At 63.5% G+C, this 24,551-nt stretch carries 28 protein-coding genes; 25 read left to right on the plus strand and 3 right to left on the minus strand.

Translation table 11 applies throughout. The features are described from left to right. Positions 1-7: 7 nt before the first annotated feature. The 3 genes from M2D63_RS08570 to M2D63_RS08580 form a co-directional block, all read right to left on the minus strand. Positions 8-1,219, minus strand: coding sequence for a NarK/NasA family nitrate transporter (locus M2D63_RS08570; RefSeq protein WP_285862432.1), 1,212 nt, complete (start codon positions 1,217-1,219; stop codon positions 8-10). A 150-nt stretch (positions 1,220-1,369) separates the two neighbouring features. Next, entirely contained in the window at positions 1,370-1,945 is a 576-nt protein-coding gene (locus tag M2D63_RS08575) for an ANTAR domain-containing response regulator (protein WP_285862433.1), read from the minus strand. Positions 1,946-1,960: 15 nt separating this feature from the next. After that, positions 1,961-3,166, minus strand: a complete 1,206-nt coding sequence (locus tag M2D63_RS08580; RefSeq protein WP_285862434.1) for a CmpA/NrtA family ABC transporter substrate-binding protein — start codon at positions 3,164-3,166, stop codon at positions 1,961-1,963. A 140-nt stretch (positions 3,167-3,306) separates the two neighbouring features. On the opposite strand from M2D63_RS08580, the gene M2D63_RS08585 reads away from it, so the two are divergent. From M2D63_RS08585 to M2D63_RS08705, 25 genes are all read left to right on the plus strand, one after another. After that, positions 3,307-4,032 carry a helix-turn-helix domain-containing protein gene (locus M2D63_RS08585; protein ID WP_285862435.1) on the plus strand — a complete coding sequence of 242 codons (726 nt, stop codon included), beginning with the start codon at positions 3,307-3,309 and terminating at the stop codon, positions 4,030-4,032. After that, a complete protein-coding gene (sctC, locus tag M2D63_RS08590) occupies positions 4,029-5,672 on the plus strand; it encodes a type III secretion system outer membrane ring subunit SctC (protein WP_285862436.1) in 1,644 nt (547 codons plus the stop codon). The genes M2D63_RS08585 and sctC overlap by 4 nt, the downstream gene beginning before the upstream one ends. Next, positions 5,669-6,769 (plus strand): type III secretion system gatekeeper subunit SctW, encoded by a 1,101-nt coding sequence (sctW, locus tag M2D63_RS08595; protein ID WP_285862437.1) that lies wholly within the window; start codon positions 5,669-5,671, stop codon positions 6,767-6,769. Before sctC ends, sctW begins: the two co-directional genes overlap by 4 nt. A 4-nt stretch (positions 6,770-6,773) precedes the next feature. Continuing rightward, entirely contained in the window at positions 6,774-8,819 is a 2,046-nt protein-coding gene (locus M2D63_RS08600) for an EscV/YscV/HrcV family type III secretion system export apparatus protein (RefSeq protein WP_405309479.1), read from the plus strand. Between the two features lie 8 nt (positions 8,820-8,827). Continuing rightward, positions 8,828-10,117 (plus strand): type III secretion system ATPase SctN, encoded by a 1,290-nt coding sequence (gene sctN / locus M2D63_RS08605; RefSeq protein WP_285862438.1) that lies wholly within the window; start codon positions 8,828-8,830, stop codon positions 10,115-10,117. After that, on the plus strand, positions 10,101-10,562 hold the full coding sequence (locus M2D63_RS08610; protein WP_285862439.1) for a hypothetical protein: 462 nt from the start codon (positions 10,101-10,103) through the stop codon (positions 10,560-10,562). Before sctN ends, M2D63_RS08610 begins: the two co-directional genes overlap by 17 nt. A 428-nt stretch (positions 10,563-10,990) precedes the next feature. Next, positions 10,991-11,407, plus strand: a complete 417-nt coding sequence (locus tag M2D63_RS08615; protein WP_285862440.1) for a hypothetical protein — start codon at positions 10,991-10,993, stop codon at positions 11,405-11,407. Then, positions 11,404-12,291 (plus strand): FliM/FliN family flagellar motor switch protein, encoded by an 888-nt coding sequence (locus M2D63_RS08620; protein ID WP_285862441.1) that lies wholly within the window; start codon positions 11,404-11,406, stop codon positions 12,289-12,291. The genes M2D63_RS08615 and M2D63_RS08620 overlap by 4 nt, the downstream gene beginning before the upstream one ends. After that, complete coding sequence (locus M2D63_RS08625) at positions 12,284-12,955, plus strand: EscR/YscR/HrcR family type III secretion system export apparatus protein (RefSeq protein ID WP_285862442.1); 672 nt, start codon at positions 12,284-12,286, stop codon at positions 12,953-12,955. The genes M2D63_RS08620 and M2D63_RS08625 overlap by 8 nt, the downstream gene beginning before the upstream one ends. Next, positions 12,948-13,202 carry an EscS/YscS/HrcS family type III secretion system export apparatus protein gene (locus M2D63_RS08630; RefSeq protein ID WP_285862443.1) on the plus strand — a complete coding sequence of 85 codons (255 nt, stop codon included), beginning with the start codon at positions 12,948-12,950 and terminating at the stop codon, positions 13,200-13,202. The genes M2D63_RS08625 and M2D63_RS08630 overlap by 8 nt, the downstream gene beginning before the upstream one ends. Continuing rightward, entirely contained in the window at positions 13,202-13,981 is a 780-nt protein-coding gene (gene sctT / locus M2D63_RS08635) for a type III secretion system export apparatus subunit SctT (protein WP_285862444.1), read from the plus strand. Before M2D63_RS08630 ends, sctT begins: the two co-directional genes overlap by 1 nt. Beyond that, entirely contained in the window at positions 13,981-15,015 is a 1,035-nt protein-coding gene (locus M2D63_RS08640; protein ID WP_285862445.1) for an EscU/YscU/HrcU family type III secretion system export apparatus switch protein, read from the plus strand. The genes sctT and M2D63_RS08640 overlap by 1 nt, the downstream gene beginning before the upstream one ends. 80 nt (positions 15,016-15,095) lie before the next feature. Further along, positions 15,096-15,575, plus strand: a complete 480-nt coding sequence (sicA, locus tag M2D63_RS08645; RefSeq protein ID WP_285862446.1) for a type III secretion system translocator chaperone SicA — start codon at positions 15,096-15,098, stop codon at positions 15,573-15,575. Positions 15,576-15,580: 5 nt separating this feature from the next. Continuing rightward, on the plus strand, positions 15,581-17,323 hold the full coding sequence (gene sctE / locus M2D63_RS08650) for a type III secretion system translocon subunit SctE (protein WP_285862447.1): 1,743 nt from the start codon (positions 15,581-15,583) through the stop codon (positions 17,321-17,323). A gap of 10 nt (positions 17,324-17,333) precedes the next feature. Beyond that, entirely contained in the window at positions 17,334-18,395 is a 1,062-nt protein-coding gene (locus M2D63_RS08655; RefSeq protein WP_285862448.1) for an IpaC/SipC family type III secretion system effector, read from the plus strand. A 102-nt stretch (positions 18,396-18,497) separates the two neighbouring features. Continuing rightward, a complete protein-coding gene (locus tag M2D63_RS08660) occupies positions 18,498-19,226 on the plus strand; it encodes an IpaD/SipD/SspD family type III secretion system needle tip protein (RefSeq protein ID WP_285862449.1) in 729 nt (242 codons plus the stop codon). Beyond that, positions 19,223-19,477: an acyl carrier protein gene (locus M2D63_RS08665; protein WP_285862450.1), complete on the plus strand. Its 255-nt coding sequence runs from the start codon at positions 19,223-19,225 to the stop codon at positions 19,475-19,477. Before M2D63_RS08660 ends, M2D63_RS08665 begins: the two co-directional genes overlap by 4 nt. Positions 19,478-19,624: 147 nt before the next feature. Next, on the plus strand, positions 19,625-20,395 hold the full coding sequence (locus M2D63_RS08670; protein ID WP_285862451.1) for a winged helix-turn-helix domain-containing protein: 771 nt from the start codon (positions 19,625-19,627) through the stop codon (positions 20,393-20,395). Positions 20,396-20,491: 96 nt separating this feature from the next. Next, the gene (locus M2D63_RS08675) at positions 20,492-21,589 is read left to right on the plus strand and encodes a PrgH/EprH family type III secretion apparatus protein (protein WP_285862521.1); all 1,098 of its coding nucleotides are present in this window, start codon (positions 20,492-20,494) and stop codon (positions 21,587-21,589) included. 3 nt (positions 21,590-21,592) lie between these two features. Beyond that, a complete protein-coding gene (gene sctF, locus M2D63_RS08680; protein WP_285862452.1) occupies positions 21,593-21,853 on the plus strand; it encodes a type III secretion system needle filament subunit SctF in 261 nt (86 codons plus the stop codon). A gap of 41 nt (positions 21,854-21,894) precedes the next feature. Next, on the plus strand, positions 21,895-22,200 hold the full coding sequence (gene sctI / locus M2D63_RS08685; protein ID WP_285862453.1) for a type III secretion system inner rod subunit SctI: 306 nt from the start codon (positions 21,895-21,897) through the stop codon (positions 22,198-22,200). Continuing rightward, on the plus strand, positions 22,197-22,916 hold the full coding sequence (locus tag M2D63_RS08690) for an EscJ/YscJ/HrcJ family type III secretion inner membrane ring protein (protein WP_285862454.1): 720 nt from the start codon (positions 22,197-22,199) through the stop codon (positions 22,914-22,916). The genes sctI and M2D63_RS08690 overlap by 4 nt, the downstream gene beginning before the upstream one ends. Further along, positions 22,900-23,463: a protein OrgA gene (locus tag M2D63_RS08695; RefSeq protein WP_285862455.1), complete on the plus strand. Its 564-nt coding sequence runs from the start codon at positions 22,900-22,902 to the stop codon at positions 23,461-23,463. The genes M2D63_RS08690 and M2D63_RS08695 overlap by 17 nt, the downstream gene beginning before the upstream one ends. Then, positions 23,441-24,145, plus strand: a complete 705-nt coding sequence (locus M2D63_RS08700) for a hypothetical protein (protein ID WP_285862456.1) — start codon at positions 23,441-23,443, stop codon at positions 24,143-24,145. Before M2D63_RS08695 ends, M2D63_RS08700 begins: the two co-directional genes overlap by 23 nt. Beyond that, positions 24,135-24,536 (plus strand): hypothetical protein, encoded by a 402-nt coding sequence (locus M2D63_RS08705; RefSeq protein WP_285862457.1) that lies wholly within the window; start codon positions 24,135-24,137, stop codon positions 24,534-24,536. The genes M2D63_RS08700 and M2D63_RS08705 overlap by 11 nt, the downstream gene beginning before the upstream one ends. Positions 24,537-24,551: the final 15 nt, after the last annotated feature.

The following is a 24,551-nucleotide window of genomic DNA, read 5'->3' on the forward strand; positions in this document are numbered from 1 at the left end:
CGATGCCTCAGACGCGCGCCGCGGTCACGGCGGCCGAGCCCCAGGTGGTGCGCCAGCGTTGCTTGACGCCATGCAGGCCGAACCAGGCCAGTACCCCCAGGCTGGCGAACAGCCAGAGGCCCAACTGGTAGTCGCCACTGTGCTGCTTGATCGCCCCCAGGCCTGCGGCCAGGAGGAAGCCGCCGATACCACCGGCCATGCCGATCAGGCCGGTCATTACCCCGATTTCCTGGCGAAAGCGCTGTGGCACCAACTGGAACACCGCGCCGTTGCCAGCCCCAAGGCCGAGCATGGCGCTGACGAACAGGGCCAGTGCCGCCATCGAACTGGGCAGGTTGAAGCCGACTGCGGCAATGCACACCGCCGCGACGGTGTACATCGCCAGCAAGGTGCGGATGCCGCCGAAGCGATCCGCCAGGGCGCCGCCCAGGGGGCGCATCAGGCTGCCGGCGAAGACGCAGGCGGCGGTGTAGTAGCCGGCGGTCACCGGGCTCAGGCCGTACTGGTCGTTGAAGTAGCCGGGCAGGGCGCTGGCCAGGCCGATGAAGCCGCCAAAGGTGACACTGTAGAAGAACATGAACCACCAGCTGTCGCGGTCACCCAGGGCCTTGAGGTAATCGGCCATGGCCTTGGGCTTGGGCCGCTGGGGGGCGTTGCGCGCGAGCAGGGCGAACAGGGCCAGGGTCAGCAGCAGCGGAATCACGGCAAGGCCGAACACGTTGTTCCAGCCGAAGCTGGCCGCGAGCACCGGCGCCAGCAAGGCGGCGAACACCGTGCCGGAGTTGCCGGCGCCGGCGATGCCCATGGCCTTGCCCTGGTGCTGGGCCGGGTACCACTGCGAGGCCAGCGGCAGGGACACGGCAAAGGAAGCACCGGCGACGCCGAGGAACACGCCCAGCAACAGGGCCTGCTCATAGCTGTGCACGCCCAGGTGCCAGGCACACGACAGCGCGACGATGACGATCACCTGGCCGATCAGCCCGGCGGCTTTCGGCGACAGGCGATCGACCAGCACGCCCATGACAAAGCGCAGGATGGCCCCGGCCAGGATCGGCGTAGCCACCATCAGGCCGCGTTGCTGGGTGGTCAGTTGCAGGTCGGTGGCGATCTGCACCGCCAGCGGGCCGAGCAGGTACCAGACCATGAAGCTCAGGTCGAAATACAGAAAGGCGGCGAACAGCGTGGGGACATGCCCGGACTTCCAGAAACTCGTATTCATCGAACACCTCGTTGAACAGGGGCTGAAACGAAAAAGACGTCGCCACCCGACCCGCGTGTGCGAGTGGGGGTGCGACGTCTTTGTCGTGAAGGGGCAACCGCCGTTGGCTACCGGTAGAAAAGATTTAGCAAGAGCCGGGCCAGAGTCGTCTCAGCCCAGCAAGTCACTCATGGCGATGATCTGTTCGGCCACCTGGATGAGCTTCTGTTGCTTGCTCATGGCCTGGCGGCGCATCAGGGTGTAGGCCTGCTCTTCGTTGCAGTCCTTCATTTTCATCAGCAGGCCCTTGGCCAGTTCGATGCGCTTGCGCTCGGCCAGTTGCTGGTCGCGGGCCTGTAGCTGGGCCTTGAGCGCCTGATCGCTTTCGAAGCGGGCCATGGCCACATCGAGGATCGGCTGCAGCCTGGCGGCATGGATGCCTTCGACGATATAGGCGCTGACCCCGGCCTGGATCGCCTGGCGCATCACCCCGGGATCGTGTTCGTCGGTGAACATGACGATGGGGCGTGGCCGGTCGCGGCTGACCAGCACCACTTGTTCCATGACATCACGGCCCGGTGACTCGGTATCGATCAGTACTACGTCCGGACGCACCGTTTCGACGCGTGCCGGCAGGTCGATGGTCAGCCCGGACTCTTCGATGACCTCGAAACCGGCCTCGACCAGTGCGGCCTTCAGGCGCCCGACTTTCTTCGCGGTGTCATCGATCAGCAGGATTCGCAGCATTGTGGCGTCTCCTTGTCAGCGGCGGGCGAGGGCGGCGGGCGTTTCGGCCAGCGCGTGCAGGGCAAAGCTGCGGGCATAGGCGACCGGATCGCTGCCGTCCCACCAAGTGCCGTCGATCAGCTGGCTGCGGCGCAGGTTGGCGTCGTCGCACGCTATACCGAGCGCGCTGGCGGCATCCCGGTACAGCGCCAGTTGCTGGACCTGGCGGGCTACCGCGAGGTAGTCGGGGTCTTCGCGCAGCAGGCCCCAGCGGCGGAACTGGGTCATGAACCACATGCCATCGGACAGGTAAGGCAGGTTGGCACGGCCCTGGTCATGCAGGCGCAAGGCGTGGGGGTCGTGCCAGTGATTGCCGAGACCGTCATGGTAGTCGCCGAGCAAGCGTGGCTCGATGCTGCTCAGCGGCGCGTCCAGATAGGCTTTGCCACTGAGTAGTTGCGCGGTGCTGCGGCGGTTCTCCGGGCTTTGCTCGATGAACCGGCTGGCCGCCAGGATTGCCTTGACCAGGGCCCGGGCGGTGTTGGGGTACTGCTCGACAAAGGCGCGGGTGCAGCCCAGGACCTTCTCTGGGTGGTCCGGCCAGATCGACTGGCTGGTGGCCAGGGTGAAACCCTGGCCCTGGTCGACGGCGCTCGCCGACCAGGGTTCGCCGACACAGAAGCCATCGATGCGCCCGGCCTGCAGGTGGGCAAGCATCTGCGCGGGCGGCACCACCACGCTGTTGACGTCATGCAGGGGGTGGATGCCCTGGCTGGCCAGCCAGTAATACAGCCACATGGCGTGGGTGCCTGTGGGAAAGGTCTGAGCAAAGGTCAGTTTTGACCTGCTTTGGTGCACGAAACGCTCCAGCGCCTCGGGACTGGTCACGCCCTGGTACTGCAATGCCGCCGACAGGTTAAGGCCCTGGCCGTTCTGGTTCAGGCCCATCAGCACTGCCATGTCAGTAGCGCCAGCGCCGCCGATGCCCAGTTGCAGCGCGTAGATCAGGCCATACAGGCTGTGGGCGGCGTCCAGTTCGCCACTCAACAGTTTGTCGCGCAGGCCGGCCCAGGAACTCTGGCGCTGCAGGTTCAGGCTCAGGCCGTAGGGTTGGGCAAAACCCTGGGTGGCGGCGACCACCAGTGGTGCGCAATCGGTAAGGGCCATGAAGCCCAGCGTGAGCAGCGGCTTTTCCGGTGCGTCGCTGCCATGGACCCAAGCCAGCGGATCGGCGCTCGGCATCTGTGAGGTTCTCCTGCGGGTGTGTGCGGGTACTGGAGCAAGGCTTGTGCCAGCGCTCATCAGTTTTCCATCAGGATTGCCGGGCAGGGTTGCTGCACGCTGGCCGCCTTTCCATTAGCCGACGCCCCAAGGAGGCCCTGGTGTCTCACCAGCTCCCCGACACTACACCGACCGAGTACCTTGCCGACGGGGTCTGGCATGTGACGGTTGGCAGTCGCCCGGCGCACGGGCGGCAGCTTGCAGCCTGGCTGAGCCTGCCGGCAGGTTGGCAAGGATTGCTGGCGATCACCGACCATCGTCAATTGAGGCGAATGCCGACGAATCTTCGTGCCGTTCGTTGCCCGTCACTGGTCAGGTTGCAGGTGTTCATTGACCAGGGCTGCGATGTGCCCAGGGAGCAGGGTGCCTGTCTCCCGGCGGCCTGCCTGGCGGTGCCGTTCGCCATGGCCTGTGATACGCAACTGCTGGAGCCCTGGTACATCCACCAGGCGCTGGGCGCCAGTGCCGACTACGAGCGGTTTGCCGTTGCCTTGCGCAGCAGCGAGGAATACTGGCTGGTCCATTACCTGCTCGAACAGGGTGGCCGGCAGGACAGCCTGCAAATGCTGGCGCGACGCTATGGGGTGTCGGTTTCGCATTTTCGCAGGCTCTGCCGTCAGGCGCTGGGCGGCGCGACCAAGCCGGCCCTGCGCGACTGGCGGGTGGCGCGGGCGCTACTGGAGGCCATCGGTGAAGGGCACTCCTTGACCGAGGTCGCACAAAACCAGGGTTATTGTTCTTCCTCGCACTTCTCGCGGGATGTGCGCGAACTCTTGGGTGTGGCGCCAAGCCAGCTGGGCAATATTGTCGGAGTCATGGGCTCATGATCGGCCTGGGGAAGCCCTTTGATCTGCGCAGGCTGATCTGCTGGTGCACCGTGTTGCTCTGCCTGTCGTATAGCGCCACGTCTGTGGCCGACAGCTACCGGGCGAGGGAAGAGAGCCTGCGCAGCTTTTTCGTGGCGCTGTCCGAGCCCCTGGGCAAGCCGATCATCGTCAGCAAGATGGCCGCCGGCAAGCGTATTTCCGGTGACTTTGCCATGACCTCGGCGCAGCAGGTGTTCGATCGGGTGGTACGGCAAATGGGCCTGATCTGGTACAGCGACGGCCAGGCGATCTATCTCTACGACAGTGCCGAACTCAAGAGCGCCGTGGTCTCGCTGCAGAACACCAGCGTCGACGGCCTGCGGGCGGTGCTGCGGCGCTCCGGCCTGCTTGACGCACGCTACCCGTTACGGGGCGATGGCCGGCGCACCTTCTATGTGTCCGGGCCGCCGATGTATGTCGATCTGGTGCAGCGCCTGGCCGCCATGGTCGATCAGGAACCGTCGCAGATCATGCTGGGCCGCCAGAAGGTCGGGGTCATTCGTCTGCTCAATACCTTCGTTGGAGACCGACGCTATGACCTGCGCGATCAGACCGTCAACATCCCAGGTATCGCCAGCGTTATCGAGGCGCTGCTGCAAGGCGAAAAAGCCCGGGTCGATCTGCGTAGCGAGCCGGGCCCGGACGATGCGGCGTCGGGAATACGGGTTTCGACCCTGGGCGACCACCTGATCGAAGACGCCTGGGAGGGCACACACCTGGCGCCGGAGCAGATGGCGGCGGCCAACATTCGAGTGATCGCCTATCCGGACACCAACAGCCTGCTGGTCAAGGGCCTGCCCGAGCAAGTGCGCTTTATCGAGAACCTGGTCGAGGCGCTGGATACGCCCAAGCGTCATGTCGAGCTGTCGCTGTGGATCGTCGACCTGCAGAAAGAGGCGCTGGAGCACCTGGGCATCGACTGGCAGGGCCAGGTCAACATTGGCAGCCAGTTTTCCATTGCGCTCAATGGTGGCTCGGCCACCACCCTCGATGGCTTGTCGTTCATCGCCCGGGTGTCGGCACTGTCTCGCAGCGACCTGGCCAATGTGGTGGCGCGGCCCGTGATCCTCACCCAGGAAAACGTTCCGGCGATTTTCGACAATAACCGCACCTTCTATGCGCCTTTGGTTGGCGAACGCAGCGTCGATCTGCAGCACGTCACCTATGGCACCCTGGTCAGCGTCTTGCCACGTTTTGCCCTGGGCGATGAAATCGAGATGTCGCTCAACATCGAAGACGGCAACGAGGTTGAGCCACGCAGCAGCGAGCATCCCTCGATATTGCCGACGGTCGGTCGCACCCGCATCAGCACGGTTGCCCGGGTCCCGCAGGGCAAGAGCCTGCTGGTCGGTGGCTTCAGCCGTGATGAGAGCGCCGAGCAGATCCGCAGGATCCCGGGGCTCGGTGCCTTGCCCTGGATCGGCCGCTTGTTCAGCTACCGGCAGGAGCGCTCGTCCAATACGGTGCGGGTGTTTCTCATCCAGCCGCGGGAAATCGGCGAACCCCTGGCCTTCGATCCGCAGAGCCTGAAGCAGGAACGCTTTGACGCCGAACAGCACGAACGCCTGCGCAAGGCCTTCATGCGTGCGGTGTCGCTGTGATTCCCGGGGGCGTCAGCCTGGGTGGGCGCGCCGCACAGGCACGCCTGAGCCGCGAACTGGCGGCTGAAAGCCAGGCGCCGGCGATTGACAACCCGGAAGACAGCCAGGACCCGGGCAGCAACCTGTTGCAGCATGCCGTACAGAGCAGCGACGATATGGCCCAGGTCATGGCGCAGTTTCGCCGTCGCCAGTTCGAGCTCAAGAGCGAGTCGGCCAGCGATCTGTTCGAGCGCGTCCTCGAAGACGACGCCCCGCCCAAGGCCCGTCAGCTCCTGGCCCTGGCAGCGGACCGACGATTGCCGCTGATGATGCTGTTGCAAGAGGCGTCGCAGTTGTTTGCCGATGACAGCGATCTGGCATTGATCCTCAGCCTGTTGTTGCGTCAACGCGACCTGCACAGTGAAACCCGCAAGCGCCTGCTGCAGCTTGAGCAGTCACTGCGCGAACGTGCCTGTCCCAAACGCCTGCACGCCGGCATCAACACCGCGCTCAAGGCCAGGCTGTATGGTCAGCGCATGGCCGTGCGCGCCAGCGCGTTGCGCGAGCACTACCGCGACTTCCTCGAATCCGAGGTCGACGCTGTCGAGCACTACGAACAGTGGATCGCGCTGTATGGTCCCGAGCACCGTCACAGCGTGCTGAGTTTTCTCGAAGAGAGCCTGCTCACCGACATCCAGGGCCAGGATCCCAGTTGCAGCCTGCATGAATTCGGTCCGTTGCTGATCCTGCTTGGGCAACTGAAACGGTTGCGTTCGGCCGACCGCTCGTTCGTTGGCCCTCTGGTCGGGCGATTCGATGTCAGTGAACTGGAGGGGCTGGTGCTGATGCTTGGGGTACTGCGTCATCCCCACGCACTGGACGAGCTCTTGCAGCAGGCGGTCGGCCCGATCCTGCTGCAGGTCGATGCCCGGGGGCGTGCCAGCCTGCTGCAGCGCTTGCGCCAGGCCTGCCTGGCGCTGCCGGAACAGCTGTTCGCCGAGGATCATGCGCTGCTGTACCTGGCAGAGCGTTTCAACCAGTTGGCCGACAGCAGTTTCGCCGCGGAGGTGCTGTTGCAGCGTCGCCAGAGCGGCCTGCACCAGGCGCAACGAGGATGATGCCATGCCCCTGCTGAATCTCTGGCTGGCCAGGTTCGCCGCGCGCCCGGAACTGGTGATCCTGGCATTGATGGTGATGATTATCGCCATGCTGGTCATTCCCTTGCCGACGGTGCTGGTGGATTTCCTGATCGGCCTGAACATCGTCCTGTCGTTGTTGATCTTCATGGGCTCGTTCTACATCGAGCGAATCCTCAGCTACTCGACGTTTCCGGCGTTGTTGCTGTTGACCACGCTGTTTCGTCTGGCGCTGTCGATCAGTACCAGCCGGCTGATCCTGACCCAGGCCGATGCCGGCGAGATCATTGCCTCGTTCGGTGAGTTTGTGATCGGCGAGAACCTGGTGGTGGGCTTCGTGATTTTCTCGATCGTCACCATTGTCCAGTTCATTGTCATTACCAAGGGCTCGGAGCGGGTGGCGGAAGTCGCCGCGCGGTTTTCCCTGGACGGCATGCCCGGCAAGCAGATGAGCATCGATGGCGACCTCAAGGCCGGGGCCATCGATGCCGCCCAGGCACGGGCCAAGCGCAGTGAGCTGGAGCGTGAGAGCCAACTCTATGGTTCATTCGATGGCGCCATGAAGTTCATCAAGGGCGATGCCATCGCCGGCATTGTGATCATCTTCGTCAACTTCGTGGGTGGCATGGCCGTTGGCGTCGGCCAGTTGGGCATGGATCTGTCCACGGCACTGTCGACCTTTACCCTGTTGACCATCGGCGACGGCCTGGTCGCGCAGATTCCCGCGCTGTTGATTGCCATTGGCGCAGGCTTCATCGTCACCCGGGTCAATGGCGACGAGCAGAACCTGGGACGCAACATGCTTAGCCAGGTCCTGGGCAACCCATTCGTGCTCGGGGTCAGCGCATTGCTGGCGCTGGGTGTGGGCTTGCTGCCGGGCTTTCCGTTGCTGGTGTTCGTGTTCATCGCCAGCGCCCTGGTTGCGCTGCTCTGGCGCCGACGGCGGCCGGTGCAGGCCGAGCGGGGAGAGGGCGCAAGTCTTCAGCCGGAGCATGAACAAGGGCCGTCGGAAAACCTGGTCGATATCGACAGCCTGAGCACCGAAACCTTGCCCCTGTTGCTGCTGGTACCCCCGAACCGGCTCGGCGAACTGCAGCAGGCACGCTTTGCCGAACGCCTGCGCAGTCAGTTCTTCATCGATTATGGCTTGCGCATTGCCCAGCCACACCTGCGTGCGGCCCAGACCTTGCCCGAGCACCAGGTCACGATCCTGATCAACGAGGTGCGTGCCGACCAGTTCGACCTGTTCTTCGAGCACCACCGGCTGCTCGATTTCGGCGAGCAGTTGCAGGACTCGGGAGTCGAGATCAGGCGCGGGCGCGACAGCAACAAGGTCGAGAGCCTGTGGGTCAGCGACAGTCAGAGCCAGGCCATCGCCGCGCTCGGCTATCCGCTGCGGGCGGCCCAGCAGGAGCTCTACCACAGCCTGGCGGTGGTGCTGGCGCGCAATATCCAGGAATTCTTCGGCGTGCAGGAAACCAAGACCCTGCTCGATGAGCTGGAACGGCAGTACCCCGACCTGCTCAAGGAAGTCTATCGCTATGTCACCGTGCAGAAGATCAGTGAAGTGCTGCAACGGCTGATAAGTGAACGCATCTCGGTGCGCAACATGAAACTGGTGATGGAAACCCTGGCGCACTGGGCGTCCCGGGAGAAGGACACGCTGGCCCTGGTCGAGCATGTGCGCGGTGCGCTCGCGCGCTACATCAGCAACAAGTTCGCCCGCCAGGACACGCTCAACGTGCTGTTGCTCGGTGCCGAGTTCGAGGAGGTGGTGCGTTCGGCCGTGCGCCAGACCTCGGCAGGCAACTTCGTCAACCTCGAAGCGGCCCGGGTCGAAGAGCTGCTCGATCACGTCGGCGCAGGCCTTGGCGACCTGTACATCCCGCACAAGGACCTGGTGCTGCTGTGTTCGGTGGATGTCCGGCGCTACATCAAGAAGTTGATCGATGGCCGCTTCAGGGAGCTGGACGTGATGTCCTTCGCCGAGGTCGCCGAGAACATTTCGGTCAACGTGATCAAGACCCTCTAGGAGCTTTGATGAACCTGATGCAGCTGACTCGCCAGGGGGCGCACCCGCGCCGTTCGCTCGGTCCGTTACTGGAGGTGCCGCTGGCTGGCGTGGCCATCGGTGAGCTGTGCGAGGTCTTCCAGCACTGGCGCGATCCCCGTCCGCAAGCCTGGGCGCAGGTCATTGGTTTTAACGCCGACGTGGCGCTGCTGAGCCTGTTGGGTGAGCCGCAGGGCTTGTCCCGGCAGTCGCTGGTGATGGCAACCGGTGCACCCCTGCGGCTGCACTGCAGCGATGACCTGCTCGGTGCGGTGCTCGATGCCCGTGGTCAGGTGGTCGAGCGTCTGGCGCCGGCCCATGGCCAGGCGAGCGTTGCCTACGGGCTGGACAACCCGCCGCCACACTACCGCCAGCGCCGGCCGGTCAGCCAGCGGCTCGACACCGCCATCCGTGCGGTCGACATCTTGCTGACCTGCGGCGTTGGCCAGCGGCTCGGTATTTTTGCCGCTGCCGGCACCGGTAAGACCTCGTTGCTCGACATGCTGGTGGAGCACGCCGAGGCGGATGTGTTCGTGATCGGCCTGATCGGTGAGCGGGGCCGCGAGGTGGCCGAGTTCATCGAGCGTCTGCGCGGTTCGCCGCGTAGTGCCCGCAGTGTGGTGGTGCAGGCCAGTTCCGACAGTCCGGCGGTGGATCGTTGCAACGCGGCGTTGGTCGCCACCAGCGTGGCCGAGTACTTTCGCGATCGAGGCCAGCGCGTGGTGTTGCTGATCGACTCCTTGAGCCGTTATGCCCGTGCGCGACGGGACCTGGCCCTGGCGGCGGGCGAAGCGCCGGCACGACGCGGTTACCCCGCTTCGGTGTTCGAGGCCTTGCCGCGCCTGCTGGAGCGTCCGGGGGCAACGGCCAGCGGCAGTATCACGGCGTTTTACACGGTGCTGCTGGAAACTGACGACGAACCTGACCCTTTGGCCGAAGAGATCCGCTCGATCCTCGATGGGCATATCTACCTGAGCCGCGATCTGGCTGGCAAAGGCCATTTCCCTGCCATCGATGTGTTGCGCAGTACCAGCCGAGTCGCCCACCAGGTGTGCAGCACGGCGAGCATTGCCCTGGCCACCCAGGCCCGTGAGCGTCTGGCCAGGCTTGAGGGCATGCGCCTGCTGCTGGAGCTGGGCGAATACCAGAGCGGTATCGATCCGCTCAACGATCAGGCCCTGGCGTGTCGCGATGCTTTGCACCAATGGCTGCGCCAGGGCACCGGGCAGGCCGTCACCGCCGAAGATGCCGAGCAGGCGCTGCATGCGTTGCTCGCCTGAGTGGCAGGCCTGGCTGCAGCTGGGCGAAGGGCGCCTGCAGGCGTTGCAGCAGCGCCTGGCGCACACCACCCGGCAGGTGCTGGCACTCAAGGAACGAGCGGGCGAGCTGCAGGAACAACAGGCAGCGCTGCACCGGTTACGGCAAGAGGAGGATGGGCAGCGACTCACCCACGGTCAACTGCTCGACCTGTTGCGTCGCCAGGCGATGCTTCGCCGCCAGGCCCAGGTGTGGAGCCTGGAACTGGAGCAGATCAGCCTCCAGCAGCAACAACTACAGCAGAACCAAGCGAGCCAACGGCAACAAATGAGCGCCTTGCAGCGCCGTCACGACAAGCATCAACGGCATCTGCAGCTGATGCGCCGGCAATGGCAGCTGCAGTGCCAACACCGTGAAGACAACGAACTGGACGAGCCGAGATTCAAGGGCAGGTTATGGAACGAATGACATTGTTGGTCGGGCAAGTCAGCGCTGTATCCCTGGATCAGCAGACACCGTCGCTGGATGAGCTATTGCCGCCACTTGAGGCCATGGAGTTGCCCCACGGCGTTTTACAGGCACTGGCGCCATTGATCCCGCAGCCGCAACTGAGCATTGGAAGGGGGCCGGCAGCACCTGCTGTCGACCTGTCGCAAGCACCTGCCGCAGCCCCGCATGCGGTCCAGGAGAGGGTCGCTGGCGATCAGCCACACGCATTGTCAGGCCTGCCTGAAATGGGTAGGAAGATACAGCTGCCAACGCTACCAGCTCTACCAGCTCTGCAAGCTCTACAAGCCCTGCCAGTCTTGCCGGGCCTGCGCGATGCGGTGGTATCGATACCGGCACCCAGTGCCGAGGGCCAGCTACCTGGGCCCTCGTTTCAACGGGCCGCTGGCGTGACCGGGTCCGACAGTGAGCACACTCCGGCAGAGGCCAGTCCCGTCATGCTGCGTGGGGAGTCCTCTCGGCCGGCACTGGCTGCTGCCGAGCTGGCGCCGATGCACAAGCCGGCCTTGCCTGCCAGCCTGCCGATGCCGATTGATTCAGCGCCAGCCAGCCAGCCCGGCGAGGGCTTGCGGGTGCCATTCGATAACGGACGGGTCCGCGGTACCTTGCTGGTCACTGGCAGTGAAAGTACCCAGGGTATGCTGGTGACTCCCGATAAAAGCGTGCTGCTTGAGCAACTGCGCGAGCCGTTCTCGCGCCTGGATCAACCCGCCTGGCGCCTGTCCGAGCGTGCCGACGATCGCGACCAGGGGCGTTGGCAAGCGCATGCCGACGAGCCTGAGGATGAGCAGGAGCCGCCGCATTGAGCCCGCTCACCCTGCGCCAGATACACCCGCAAGCAGCGTTGCAGCGACGCTTGCTGCGTCATGACGGGCAACTGCAGATGAGCATGCTGTCAGCGGATGTCGACTACCTGGCGTTTCGTGCCCGTTCCCCCTGGGGGCCATGGTCGGGCCTGGTTGCTGCCCATGGCTGGCTGGGCCATCGCCTGCCGCAGCTGTCCAGCCTGTTGCTGCGGCCACCTTGCGCAGAACATATCCGGCAATTGTTTGAGGTAATGCCGCAGCCAGTACCTGCCCCCTTGCCGGAGCTGGCGTACGAACAGCTGGAAGCGGTCGAGTGGGTGGCGGGCAGGGCGATTCCACCTTGGCCATTGCTCATGACCGACACCCGCGCCGGGCCCCTCTGGCTGACCGAACTGCCCGCTGCGCTGCCATTGCCCGAGCCGAAACCCGGGCGATGTTCAGCACTGTCGGCCGGCCTTGAGCTGCTGCTCGGCCTTAGTCAGTGGCGGCCACGGCTGCCGCCTGCTACGGGCGATCTGCTACGCATCCTCGACTTCACCCCGCATTGGCGTTTGAACGGTCGTTTTGCGGGTGCCTTCAGTTTCATCGAACAAGGGATACATATGACCACTGCCCCCTCCGTTAGCCCTGATCAGGCACTCGAACCCCCGATGCTGGCGGCATTGCCTGTGACCCTGGAGTTCTCTCTGCCCGCCGTCGACCTGAGCTTTGCCGAGCTTGCCGCCAGCCTGGAAGCCGGTCTGCTGACCCTCGATGCGCAGGCAATGCACCAGGTCCAGGTGCGCGCCAACGGACAGTGGCTGGGCTGTGGCGAGCTGGTGCGCATGGGGGAGCAACTGGCGCTTGAGCTGCATCAGGTCAGGGACATGCCCGGCGATGAATGATGTCTCGCTGATCGCCCTGCTGGCCTTTGCTTCGCTGTTGCCGTTCCTGGTGGCTGCCGGCACCTGTTACCTGAAGTTCTCCATCGTCTTCGTCATCGTGCGCAACGCGCTGGGCTTGCAGCAGGTGCCATCGAACATGAGCCTCAATGCGATCGCGCTGATGCTGGCGATCTTTGTCATGACCCCGGTGGCGCAGCAGGGTTACCTCTATTACAAGGAGCACCAGGTCGCGTTCGACGACATCGAGGCGGTGGTGGATTTTGCCGAGAATGGCCTGGGCAGCTACAAGCGTTATCTGCGCCAGTACACCGATCCTGAGCTTGCGCAGTTTTTCGAGCGAGCCCAGTACAGGGGGCAGGACGGTGCGCACGAATGGCACGACGAGGACGCAGAACCGTCGCTGTTCGCCCTGCTGCCAGCCTATGCCCTGAGCGAAATCAAGAGCGCATTCAAGATCGGCTTTTACCTGTACCTGCCGTTTGTGATCGTCGACCTGGTGATCTCCAGCCTGTTGCTGGCCTTGGGCATGATGATGATGAGCCCGGTGATCATCTCGGTGCCGATCAAGCTGGTGCTGTTCGTCGCCCTCGATGGCTGGGCCCTGCTGTCCACCGGGCTGGTCGAGCAGTACCTGGCCGTGGGCCGGCAGGTCGAGCATGGGTGAGCTGGTGTATGCGGGCAACAAGGCCCTGTACCTGATCCTGTTGCTGGTGGCCTGGCCGGTGGTGGTGGCCACGGTCGTGGGGTTGCTGGTGGGCCTGTTCCAGACCGTCACCCAACTGCAGGAGCAGACCTTGCCGTTTGGTTTCAAGTTGCTGGCGGTTGCGATCTGCCTGTTCCTGCTGTCCGGCTGGTACGGTGAGGTGTTGCTGAGCTTCAGTCGCGAAGTCATGCAACTGGCGTTACGTTGATGGGCGCCGGGCTGTTCTTTGAACTCCATGGCCTGATGGCGACGGCACTACTGGGCGTGGCACGGCTGGCGCCGCTGTTCTTCATGTTGCCCTTTCTCAACAGCGGCGTGCTGACCGGGGCACCGCGCCAGGCGGTGATGTTGCTGCTGGCCCTGGCGTTGTCGCCGCTGATCGGTGAGCAGTTGCCTGCGCTCGACAGCCTGGCGTTGCTCGGCCTGCTGCTACGCGAAGCGGGCATCGGTACGCTGCTGGGCTGCCTGTTGTGCTGGCCGTTCTGGGTCCTGCACGCCATGGGCAACCTGATCGACAACCAGCGCGGGGCCATGCTCAGCAATGTCATCGATCCGGCCAACGGCGTCGACAACTCGGAGCTGGCGACCTTCCTGCAGCTGTTTGCCGCGGTCATCTACCTGGAAGGTGGCGGGCTGTTGCTGATGCTCGACGCCATCGCCCTGAGTTACCAGCTCTGTGATCCGGGCAGGGCCTGCGGGTTTTCATTGTCGGCGATTGCCGCGCTGCTGGATGCCATCGTCGCCAAGACCCTGGCGCTCAGTGCGCCGGTGGTCGCAGCCTTGCTGCTCAGCGAGGCCCTGCTCGGGCTGTTGTCGCGCTATGCCCAGCAGATGAATGCGTTCTCGGTCTCGCTGACCATCAAGAGCCTGGTGGCCCTGGTGGTGCTGCTGTTGTACTTCGGCACGCACTTGCCCGAGGAAATCATGGGCATGACAGGCGCACCCCGGCACCTGCCGCAGTACCTGTCGGAACAGGCGCTGCACTGATGTCGTCCAGTGCTTCGAAAACCGAGAAACCCACCGCCAAGCGCCTGCGCGATGCCGCACGCAAAGGCCAGACCTTCAAGGCTCGTGACCTGCTGACCAGCTGCATGATGTTGCTGGGCCTGGCCTTCATGCTCAATGACGCCAGGCTGCTGGAAATCATGGAGGTGTACCGGCGTATCCTGGCCGGGGGGCTTGAGGATGATCTGGCGCGCTATTCGGCCAGCCTACTGCGCCTGGCCCTGGAACTGATCGTGCCCATGGTCGTGATCTGCATCCTCGGCAGCGCCGTGCCGGCCCTGCTGCAAAGCGGCTTTCGCCTGGCCAGCGAAGCCCTGAAGCTCAACCTCGGCGCCTTGAACCCGATCAACGGCTTCAAGAAACTGTTCAGTCTGCGAACCGTCAAGGACACGCTCAAAGCGGTGCTGTACCTGGGTTGCTTTGCCCTGGCCCTGTGCTTCGTCTGGTGGCAATACCGGCCTTTGCTGTTCGCCCAGTTGCATGCCTCGCCGCTGGCGTTGCTGGCGATCTGGGGTGAACTGCTGTTCGCCCTGTTCATGATCATTTTGGCCTGTGCCTTGCTGATCGTAGTGCTCGATGCCCTGGTCGAGTACTGGCTGTTCATGCGCGAGATGAAAATGGACCTGCATTCAGTCAAGCGCGAGCACAAGGAACAGGACGGCGATCCTCATATCAAGGGCAAGCGTCGCCAACTGCACCAGGAGCTGCTCAGTGAGCAGGTTCGTTCCGACATCCGCAACTCGCGGATGATCCTCGCCAATCCGACCCATATCGCCATCGGCATCTACTTTCGCCCGGAGGTCAGCCTGCTGCCGTTCATTTCGCTGATCGAGACCAACCAGCGGGCCCTGGCGGTGCGCACTTACGCCGAAGAAGTCGGGGTGCCGGTGATTACCGACATCAACCTGGCCCGGCGCATTTTCAAGACCCATCGGCGCTACAGCTTCCTGCAGGTGCAGGAGGTCGAGCAGGTGCTGCGCCTGCTGGTCTGGCTCGAACAGGTGGAGCAGGCCTGAGGCGGTGAAATGAGCGTTATCTGGCAGCGACCCTTGCTGCGTTCTGGCCCAATGCAAGGGTCAGGTTCGAGGAGGTTTCGATGAAAGGCGATAACACACTGGATGAGGCCACAGCTGTCGGTGTGGTGGAGGCGGTGATGGCTGGTGCCAGTCTCAAGGACCTGCATGGACTGGACGATGCGCAGATGGACAACCTCTACGCCTTTGCCTACCAGTTCTACGAGCAGGGGCGCCTTGACGATGCGCAGAGGTTCTTTCATTTCCTGTGCATCTACGACTTCTACAACCCGCAGTACTGGATGGGCCTGGCGGCGGTACACCAGCTCAAGCGCCATTACGACAAGGCCATCGATCTGTATGCCGTGGCCTTTGCCCAAGGCCGCAAGGACTACCGCCCGTTGTTTCACAGCGGCCAGTGCCAACTGGCCCTGGGCAAGCCGGGCAAGGCCCGGTTGTGTTTCGAGTATGTGCTCAAGGACAGCGACGACCCTCAATTGAAAATACAGGCGCAAGCCGGGCTCGAAGCGCTGGATGCCCTGCGTGCCACTGAAAAGGAGTAATACCGGTGAGCATAAATCCCTTGGCCCGCAGCGCACCGCAGCCTGCCGCCGATACCTCATCCGCCTATGCCACGGCTGCCAGTGCGGCGGCGCGTACGCTGGAATATGCCCATATTGCCGCCAAGGCCCTGGCTTCGGTCAGCCATGCCGGTAGCGGACAATCGATCGCCGGGCGTCCGCAGTTGACGCCACCGGCAGCGCAGCAATCGGGCAGCCAGGCGAACTTCATCGAACTGATGGCGGCGGTCAGCGAGTTGCTTGGCGAGGTCGAGAATCACAAGCTCAAGCAACGGTTGGAGCTACAGCTGAGCAAGTACAGTGCCGTTGCCCAAGGGCATAGCCAACTGTCCGCCGACTATGCGGCGGCTGTTGATGCGCTGCAAGCGGCTGAAGCCGATGTGCAGGTCAGCCAGCAACAGCTGGCCCAGGCCCATGAGCGCGTCGAGCACACCCGGCAGCAGCTGCAGGCCAGCGAGCAGCGACTGGCCGGGCTAGAACCGGGAACCCCTGAGCATGAGGCCGAGCTGGCACTGATGCAGTCGCTTCAGGGGCAGTTGCACGCGGAGCAGGGACGTTTGCAGAGCACCCTTGCGCAGCACCGCCAGTTGGTGGCGGTCGCGGACCAGGCGGCCCTCAGGGCCCAGGAGAAAACCGCCCAGGTGCAGCAGGCCGGCATCACGGGGGGGGCTGTCAAAGCCGCTGCCCAGCGCCTGCTCGACACGTCTGGCCAGGCATTGCTCATGCGTTTGCAGATCATCGAGCTGCTGGGTGAGGCCGCCGAGGAAATGGAGCGGTTCAGCCATGAGCTGTTCCAGCAGTTGCAGAAGCAGATCCAGGAGCACATGAAGCTTGAATCTGAAAAATACCTCGACGAGCTGCGCAAGGCCGAGGCCGCGGAAAAGACCGGCAGTTGCCTGAGCAAGTTGCTCGGCCCGCTGATCGCCGTCGTGGCCACCGTCGTCGGTGCGGTGGTGACCGCCGTTTCAGCCGGTGCCCTGGCCGGTGCCGCCGTCGCGCTGGTAGGCGTGGCCCTGATGGCCACCGACAAGCTGGTCGAGCACACCACCGGGGTATCGATCATGGGCGAGGTGAGCAAACCGCTGATGAAGGTCGTGCAAGAGGCGATCAAGCTGTTTACCCAGCTCTACGCCGAAGCGCTCAAAGGCTTGGGGGTGTTCAGCGAAAAGACGGCGCAGCGCATTGCCGAGATCGGCGGGATGATTGCCGGCATCGTCGCCACCATCGGTGCCGTGGCCCTGGCGGCGATGGGCGCTGGCGCGGTGCTGGGGCCGGTCATCTCCAAGGTCGCGGCGAAGATCGGCGAGATGATCAGCAAGATGCTGCCGACCCTGGTGCAGGCCCTGCAACAGACGGCCAGCGCTGCCAGCAGCAGCCTGACCCAGGCCATGGGCAAGTTGAGCCATGCGCTGGGCCTGAACCTGGACAAAGCCACGGTTTCGCTCTACGCCACGCGCGCCGAAATGCTGCTCGGCGCTGCGGAAGTCGGCAGTGTGGCTACGCAGTCGAGCTTGCAGATCAAGGGGGCGGTGCACCAGGAAAAGGCCGCCGACCGCCTGGCCGATGTCGAAGTATCCCGCAGTCTCAATGAGGCGATGGCCCAGTACATGGGCGAGATCATCGAGCGCTACGGCAAGGCCATGCAGGAACGTGCGCGGGCAGTGGAGCAGTTGTTCCAGGACCTGCAGCATCGCACCTCGATCAGTCAACAAATGGCCAGGAATATCTGAAGGAGCTTGCATGACCACTATCAACGTAGCGACACCTTCGCTCATCGTGTCGGCCGACGCATTCAAACCGGTCGCTAACCCGGCCGTCATCACCCAAGCCCCGGACCCGGCCAGGGTGGGGCAGGACCAGGTCCTGACCGCGCCAACCTTGCCCCTGGCCCTACCTGCTCTCGGGCAGATGCAGTCATTGATAAGTACCGAGGACTGGACCTCGCGCGAGAAGGAACTGACCGTCGAGGTGTTCAAACGCACCCTGGAAGAGCCAGAACGCGACAGACTGAGCTTTGACCCGGGGGCCTGGGAAAGCCATGTGGGCATTCTGCTCGCGGCGATCATTGCGATGAACGTAGCGCGCCTGGCCAATGCCCAGCTGCGTGGTCACTACACCATTGTCAGTGCCGAAGCGGCCAGGGCCCAGGGTCAAGCCATACGCGAGGCAGGTACCGCGCAACTCAATAGCGCCATCAGCGGTGCGGTGCTGGCCGGGGTGATGGCTGTCGGTGGCACCGCCCTCAACTTCAAAGGGTTGGCGGGCAAGCATGCGGATATCAGCATGCACAAGCGCACTGCCATGGATGCCGGCAATGTTGCCGGCGAGTTGCAGGGGCAGCGTGCACGCAGTGATTTCGAGCCAGGCGTGCCGACCCCGGTGCGGACCCTGGACGATGCCGGCAAGCCGGGCACCACCGACTTCACCCCCAAAGGACGTAGCGCCAGCCCGGAGGAACAGGCCTGGTTCGACAGCGAGATCCTCAAGGCGCAAAAGCAGGCCCGGCAATCGGAATGGCAGAGTCAGATGAACGAGAAGGGCTACCTCAAGCCACAGCTCTACGGACAGTTGCTCAGCTCATTGGCGATGACCGTCAGCAATGCCGTGTCGAGCATGGTCCGTCTTGGTGAATACGCTGCCCGTGAACGCGAGCTCTTGCAGCAGAGTGCCCAGATGGTGACCAAGGGCCTTGCCGAGGAAGTCGGGCAGAAGGATGCCGCCGATGCCAACCTGCTGAACAAGTTGATGGATATGGTCTTGCAGATCATGCAATCGCGCGCTGCGGCATCGGCTATTCGTTGAGTGGGAGGTCTTATGAGTATTTCGGTTGTCACAACATTACCCCCGACAATGTCGCTGTCATCGGCGGGAGTGATCGATCCACGACCTTCAAGCGCAACTACCATGGCAACGCTTGCGGCATTGGTCCAGGAACAATTTGAACGGACCAGCCAATCCCGCCCTGAGCGGATGGCGCCCGGCCCCGCCGAGCGCAGCCTGCCGGGTGTGCAGGCCGCCGACGAGTTCTTTGAAAAACTGATCGACCTGATCGGTTTGATCAAGGATGAGTACCTCAGTCCCTACACTCATATCCTCGACAGTTATCAGAAGTTCTTTGCAGCCTTCACCAGCAAGATCACCAGTGACATGCAGTGGTGGATCGGCAGCGCCGAGGAAGGCAAGAAAGTCACTATTGACGGTGCGGTGTTTCATCAGAAATTCGATGAGTTGATACGTGAGTTCACCTTGCCTAACTCCGCTGCCGTGCTGTTCCCCGAACCGGGCAGGCCTGCGGCGAGCCAGCAGGAAGCCGAGAAGTGGCAGGCTGCCCTGGGGCTGCCGGCCAGCTCGGTGAAGCGCCTGTCAACGGGTGGCTATGGTGTGGTCATGGACCTGTCACCGATCGACGTACTCAAGGCGGGTACACCGAACTTCCATGACACCTGGGACACTGCCAGGTTCCAGGCCTGGCAGTCCGGCTTCAACGCTCAGGAGGAGCGCATGAAGAACCAATTGCAGTCCTTCACCCAGAAGTTTTCCAACGCCAACAGCTACCACGACAACTTCAACAAGACCCTGTCGTCACACTTGAGCCAGTTCGCCGACATGCTCAAACACATGACCACCTTATGAGTACCGGCGTCGAGCAGCAGGTGATTACCGTGCTGGCCACCTGTCTGGGAACGGGCGGGCAGCACATCGCGCCCGGCGCCGACCTGGTGCATGACCTGGGCTGTGATTCGCTGAACATCGTCGAGCTGGCCGAGGCGCTCAATGAACGCTTCAACCTGCAGTTGGACCCGGAGGTGGTCAGGCACTGGCGCTGTGTCAGTGATGTGGTAAGAACGGTCGAGCAGGCACTGATGAGTTGTTCGCTCGAATAGTCCTACGTAGTCCTGCGGGCTTTTGTGGTTGGTCCGTAGGCTAACGCCTACATTTTCACCGGGAAGGAATGCTTACTGTTATCGGCCTGCAAGCCGTCCAAGGTGCGCTTGCACCGAATGCGACGAGCGATGACAGGCCCCAGCCCGATGACGGCATTTTCCAATCCCCCAGACACACTCACCTATGCCTTCGAGGGTTGGCGTCTGTGCCCTGATGGTGTGCTGTGGCACGCCGGTCGCGGCCAGCACCTGCCGCCCAAGGAGCGGCAGGTACTGCGTCTGCTGCTGGCCAATGCCGGTCGGCTGGTGTCCAAGGGCAGCTTGCTGGATGCGGTCTGGCCGGGCATGGATACCGCCGAAGAATCGCTGACCCGCTGCATCTGCGTGTTGCGCAAGCTGTTCAAGGGCCGGCGTCATCTGATCGTCACAGTCTACGGCAGGGGCTATCGCTTCAATGGCCAGGTGCAGCGCCTGGCCGGCCTGCTCGACAGCCCCCCGGGTTTGCCTACCTTGGCCATCCTGCCGTTGCGCGGGCAGTTACCGGTCGACATGCTGGTGCTCAACGAAACCATCAAGTGCGTAGTGCGCAAGGCCTTGAGGCAACGGGTCGAACTGTTGTCATTCTCGGTGGCCAGCCTGTGTGCCACGCCACTGGAGGCCATCGACCTGATCGAATGCCTGGCGCCCGACCATTACTTGAGTGGTTACTGCGTCGATACCGAAGGGTATTACCAATTGGCGGTCGAACTGGTCAGGGGACACGATCATCGAATCGTGGATTGCCGCCTGCTCGCCGGTTGCCGGCAACAGGTACTGGACCAGTTGCTCGGTTTTCTCGAAGCCTGCTTTCCCTTGCCGCCAGCGGCTGCCAGACAACCATCAGATTCTCATCAGGATCGCCAACGCCGGCTGCCCTAGGCTCTGCGCAGTTCGTGCTCGTTCACGCCTTCCAAGGGGGCCGGTATGCAAGAAACCTCGACAGATTCCTGTGTCATGCGTGTGTTCAATGGCCCAATGGCAGGATGCGAGTTTGTCCTGGCGGCGGGCTCGACCCAGGTCATGGTCGGACCGGCTGGCGAAATGGCGTCAGTCACCTTGCAGGGCGTGGCGCAGCAACAGGTGTTGTTCATTGCGCTGGATCAGGATGCGTGCAGTTTCGAAGTCATGGTCGACGCCCCGGGCGGGCAATCGATACGAGGCCGGTTGTTGCAAGCCTCGCCTGCGCCATGGCAGCACTGGCCCTTGCAGCAACAGCAGGTCATCGGTGGACTGCAGGTTGCCTTTCGCCTGAGCGCTCAAGCCTGGAACCTGCAGCCGGCACCAGCGCCATCGGTCCGCAGGGGCAGGTGGTACGGCTCGTTGCACAGGGGCGCTGGCGTGCTTGCGCTGTGCCTGTTGTTGACTTCGCTCGGTGTCTGGTCGCTACCTGATCGCACGGTCTCTGAACAACAGCGCAGCGTATCGGCATTGGTCAGCACTCATGCGCAGGTGCTGCAAGGGCGTGATCAGTTGATCTATGTGCTGGTCGATTCGCAGCGCGAGGCCAGCTGGATCCGTCAGGTACTGATGCGTCATCAGTTGCAGGGGGTTGCGCTGATTGTCACGGCCCAGGAGCAGCAACGGCTGGAACAGCAATTGCTGACGCTCGAGCCCGGGCTGGCGCTTCGGCTGCTTGATCTGAGCGAGCCGCAGCGCCCCTTGCTGGTGCTTGCCGGCGAGCCGCTGGAGCAAGGGCTCAAGGAGCGTCTCGAGCAGCAGTTGCTGCGGCTTGCGCCCTACGCCGAACATCTGGAATTCCGCCTGCAGGACGACCGGGCCAGTGTCGAACAGGCCATTGCTGGCCTGCGCCAGATTGGCGTGCCGTTCCGGCGCGAAGACCCGCCGGGCAGTGTTGCCCTGCGCATCGAAGGCAACCTGCAGGACAGCCAGCTGGAGGCCGTCCGGCGCTTCATCAGGCGCTTCGAACAGCAGTGGGGCACGGGTTTCGTGCACTTTTCCATCGTACTTCAGGACGACCGGCTCAAGGGCCTTTCGTATCAGGTTGGTGAGCAGGGCTACATCAAACCCTCGTCGACTTCCTGGCAATTTCAATCCACCCACACAGGTACTTGAGCCATGCGTAGCGTCGCAGATCCAGTTCAGTTTCATGATGATTTTCTCGGCCGTCAGGCGGATGCCTTCGAACAGGGGGCGCAGGGTTTGAAACAGGCCCTGGACAAAGCCCTGCAAGACTTGCAGGCCGATGCCTCGGATCCGACCTTGCTGGCGGCGTATCAGGCGGCGTTCTCCTCCTACACCGTGTTCCGCAATGCGCAGACCAACACGGTCAAGGGTTTCAAGGACATCGACATGGCCATCATCCAGGCGGCTCGCTGATTGTCCCGGTGAGTTGTCCCTTACTCAGGAGCGTTACATCCATGGCGATCGATTCCATTGCCGGCTTTGCCGCATCAGGCCCGGTCCGGGGGCTTCACGAAGGTGTCCACAGTGCACCGGTGTCCTTGCAGGACCGGCTGGTTCACGCCTTCGCCGAGTCGGCCCAGGCCAGCGAGCTGCGTGTCTCCGGCATCGAGCAACTGTTGCAGCGTGCGGACCTTACCAGCCCGCAGGTACTGGCGCAGTTGCAGGAGCAGACCGGGCAGTACAATGTCGATATCAACCTGCTCAACACCCTGGTACGCAAGGTCGTCGGCACCGCCGAAACCTTGTTGCGCCAGTCATGAGGGGGTGGATCGGGTTATTGCTTTGCCTGTGCCTGCTCGGCTGTCGCCAGCCCTTGCTGCTGCAGGGGCTGGACCAGCAGCAGGCCAATGAGGTGGTGGCCTTGCTGCAACGCAACAACATTGCGGTGCAGAAAGTCGACACCGGCAAGAGCGGCTACAACGTGCTGGTCGCACAGATGGATTTTCCGGCTGCCGTGGATCTGCTGACCCAGTACGGCCTGCCTTCAAGAGCCAGAATGCAGGTGGCCGAAATGTTTCCCGCCGATGCCCTGGTGGCCTCGCCCCGTGCGGAGAAGGCACGCTTGTACTCGGCCATCGAGCAACGCCTGGAGCAATCGGTAACGGCCATGCACGGTGTGGTCTCGGCACGGGTGCATGTCAGCTACGACCTGGCCGCCGGCGAGGGTGGACGCAGCAGCGCGCCGGTGCACCTGTCGGCACTGGTGGTGCATGAGCCCGACAGTGACGCGGACATCCTGATCGACGATCTCAAGCGCTTTCTCAAGAACAGCTTCAGTGATGTGGATTATGAGCGCATCTCTGTCGTCCTGACCCCGCGTGCAGCTATCCAGCACCATGCCCCCCAGGACATGCACGTCAGTGCCTTGCGTGGGCCTTTGCCATGGATGGTGCTGTTGCTCGTTGCCGGTCTTGCCGCTGGTGCGGGGTGGTTGTGGTACCAGCGACGGGAGGCGCGCAATGTCGTCGCAAGCTGAGTGGGTCGAACGGATTGCCCGCTACCCGTCGCGCTACCTCAGCGCCGAGCGTCTCGACCTGCCTGGCGACTGTCGCGACCCTGCCGTGTTGCGGGTGCTGGACGAGATGTTGCTGCAGGGGCTGGACTTGCCGCCCATGCCGCAGTGCTGGCCGGATGACCAGATGACCTTGCTGTGGCTCCAGCATTGGCTGTTGTTGCCCGAGGTAGCGCGTTTGCTCGGTGCCTATCGGCTGTGGCCGGCATTGGTTCGGGACGCCACAACCCGTGACCTGGCACCGGCACTGCGCGCCTTTGCCAGTTGTGCGCTGGGGCCTCGGCACGGGTTCGATGCGTTGCCGACCCTGGCGCTCAAACCGCGCCTCGAAGCCGTCGGGCTCAACGCCTTGCTGGCCTGGCAGGCACAGGTGCCTGGCGCCTTGCTGGCGCGTCTGGAGCTTCAGTTTTCCATCGAGGTGGTTGCCGGCCAGGCCCAGTTGCCGGCAGCGCAACCGGACAAGGATCTACTGCTGATGGCCATGCAACATGCTCGATTCATTGCGGCGTGAAGCCGAACTGCCGGGCCTTGACCCGGTGCATGTCCGCGCTGCCGAGCGCAGCGTGGCACGACGTTGCCAGGCCCTTGAGCATCAGGCCAGGCGGGTGGCGAAACAACAGGTCGCCGAGGCACGACTGCAGGCGCAGGCGATCCGTGAGCAGGCCAGGTGCCAGGGCTATGCCGAGGGCGTGTTGAATGCTGTGCAGGACCTTGCCGATGCCTTGTTGCACAGTCAGCGCCTGGCCGGGCAAGTGCGCCAGGCGCTGATCGAGACGGCGCGTGACACCCTGGGCGAGGTCCTCGGGCAGGTGCAGTGGATCGAGGCGCTGGTCGAGCAGTGGCCGGCAGCCAGCAACGACGCCCGTGTCCCCCTGCAGTTGCTCGCGCCGCTACGACACAAGGGAGAGCACGCTCGACTGGTGGCTGCGCTGCGCCGTCAGTGGCCGGGTGAGATCCAGGTCGAGTACCAGGCGCAGAGTCACTATCGCCTGCACCTGGGCGAGCTGGCCCTGGAGTTTCATCCACCGACGGTCCAGGCACAGTTGGCCGAGCAGGTCTTGAGGGGCAGCGATGGCCTGGCGCGGATTGACGCAGAGCTGGACCAGGCCGCGCGGGCGACCCTGGCTGACTGTCTCGAACGCTGGCTGGCAGCACCCGGGCAAGGCGAGGAGGCGAGTGAAGATGCGGATTGAAGGTAGTGCGCAGGGGGCACTGCCGGCAGCGGAGGCAGTGCAGTCCCTGGCGTCGCGAATGGGGCCGGTGACCCAGTCGTTCGACGACTTGTACCGGCAGTTGCGCAGCATGAGCGGGCAGGGCGCAGCGGCCTTGTACCAGTGCATCCGCGACTGGCCGGACGGGCAGGGCGGCGGGCCTGCCTACCGTACCGTGGCCGCACAGCTGGCGGTGGTCTTGCAGGTCGTGCAACAGCTCAAGGCCGACGGGCTTGAAGAGGATCCGCTTTATCGGGAGATGCGCGCTGTTCACACCCGGGTGTTCGGGCTCGAGTTGCAGATGAAGGCGTATGTGCAACAGGCGATGAACCCGCAGTGGGATGAGGACAGTCGCGAAGAGGTTGAGTGGTAAGCGGGTATCCCCTAA

It is taken from the genome of Pseudomonas sp. BJa5 (genome assembly GCF_030272875.2).
In the GTDB taxonomy this organism is placed as follows: Bacteria; Pseudomonadota; Gammaproteobacteria; order Pseudomonadales; family Pseudomonadaceae; genus Aquipseudomonas.

Excerpts from the sequence above, each read along its gene's own strand:
- sctF (WP_285862452.1), top strand. The coding sequence starts at position 21,593 with ATGCGTAGCGTCGCAGATCCAGTTCAGTTTCATGATGATTTTCTCGGC.
- sctT (WP_285862444.1), top strand. The coding sequence starts at position 13,202 with ATGGGCGCCGGGCTGTTCTTTGAACTCCATGGCCTGATGGCGACGGCA.
- M2D63_RS08690 (WP_285862454.1), top strand. The coding sequence starts at position 22,197 with ATGAGGGGGTGGATCGGGTTATTGCTTTGCCTGTGCCTGCTCGGCTGT.
- M2D63_RS08600 (WP_405309479.1), top strand. The coding sequence starts at position 6,774 with ATGCCCCTGCTGAATCTCTGGCTGGCCAGGTTCGCCGCGCGCCCGGAA.
- sctC (WP_285862436.1), top strand. The coding sequence starts at position 4,029 with ATGATCGGCCTGGGGAAGCCCTTTGATCTGCGCAGGCTGATCTGCTGG.
- sicA (WP_285862446.1), top strand. The coding sequence starts at position 15,096 with ATGAAAGGCGATAACACACTGGATGAGGCCACAGCTGTCGGTGTGGTG.
- M2D63_RS08640 (WP_285862445.1), top strand. The coding sequence starts at position 13,981 with ATGTCGTCCAGTGCTTCGAAAACCGAGAAACCCACCGCCAAGCGCCTG.
- sctN (WP_285862438.1), top strand. The coding sequence starts at position 8,828 with ATGAACCTGATGCAGCTGACTCGCCAGGGGGCGCACCCGCGCCGTTCG.
- M2D63_RS08575 (WP_285862433.1), bottom strand. The coding sequence starts at position 1,945 with ATGCTGCGAATCCTGCTGATCGATGACACCGCGAAGAAAGTCGGGCGC.
- M2D63_RS08695 (WP_285862455.1), top strand. The coding sequence starts at position 22,900 with ATGTCGTCGCAAGCTGAGTGGGTCGAACGGATTGCCCGCTACCCGTCG.
- M2D63_RS08570 (WP_285862432.1), bottom strand. The coding sequence starts at position 1,219 with ATGAATACGAGTTTCTGGAAGTCCGGGCATGTCCCCACGCTGTTCGCC.
- sctI (WP_285862453.1), top strand. The coding sequence starts at position 21,895 with ATGGCGATCGATTCCATTGCCGGCTTTGCCGCATCAGGCCCGGTCCGG.
- M2D63_RS08665 (WP_285862450.1), top strand. The coding sequence starts at position 19,223 with ATGAGTACCGGCGTCGAGCAGCAGGTGATTACCGTGCTGGCCACCTGT.
- M2D63_RS08705 (WP_285862457.1), top strand. The coding sequence starts at position 24,135 with ATGCGGATTGAAGGTAGTGCGCAGGGGGCACTGCCGGCAGCGGAGGCA.
- M2D63_RS08580 (WP_285862434.1), bottom strand. The coding sequence starts at position 3,166 with ATGCCGAGCGCCGATCCGCTGGCTTGGGTCCATGGCAGCGACGCACCG.
- M2D63_RS08625 (WP_285862442.1), top strand. The coding sequence starts at position 12,284 with ATGAATGATGTCTCGCTGATCGCCCTGCTGGCCTTTGCTTCGCTGTTG.
- M2D63_RS08675 (WP_285862521.1), top strand. The coding sequence starts at position 20,492 with ATGGCAGGATGCGAGTTTGTCCTGGCGGCGGGCTCGACCCAGGTCATG.
- M2D63_RS08655 (WP_285862448.1), top strand. The coding sequence starts at position 17,334 with ATGACCACTATCAACGTAGCGACACCTTCGCTCATCGTGTCGGCCGAC.
- M2D63_RS08660 (WP_285862449.1), top strand. The coding sequence starts at position 18,498 with ATGGCAACGCTTGCGGCATTGGTCCAGGAACAATTTGAACGGACCAGC.
- M2D63_RS08700 (WP_285862456.1), top strand. The coding sequence starts at position 23,441 with ATGCTCGATTCATTGCGGCGTGAAGCCGAACTGCCGGGCCTTGACCCG.
- M2D63_RS08670 (WP_285862451.1), top strand. The coding sequence starts at position 19,625 with ATGACGGCATTTTCCAATCCCCCAGACACACTCACCTATGCCTTCGAG.
- M2D63_RS08610 (WP_285862439.1), top strand. The coding sequence starts at position 10,101 with ATGCGTTGCTCGCCTGAGTGGCAGGCCTGGCTGCAGCTGGGCGAAGGG.
- M2D63_RS08630 (WP_285862443.1), top strand. The coding sequence starts at position 12,948 with ATGGGTGAGCTGGTGTATGCGGGCAACAAGGCCCTGTACCTGATCCTG.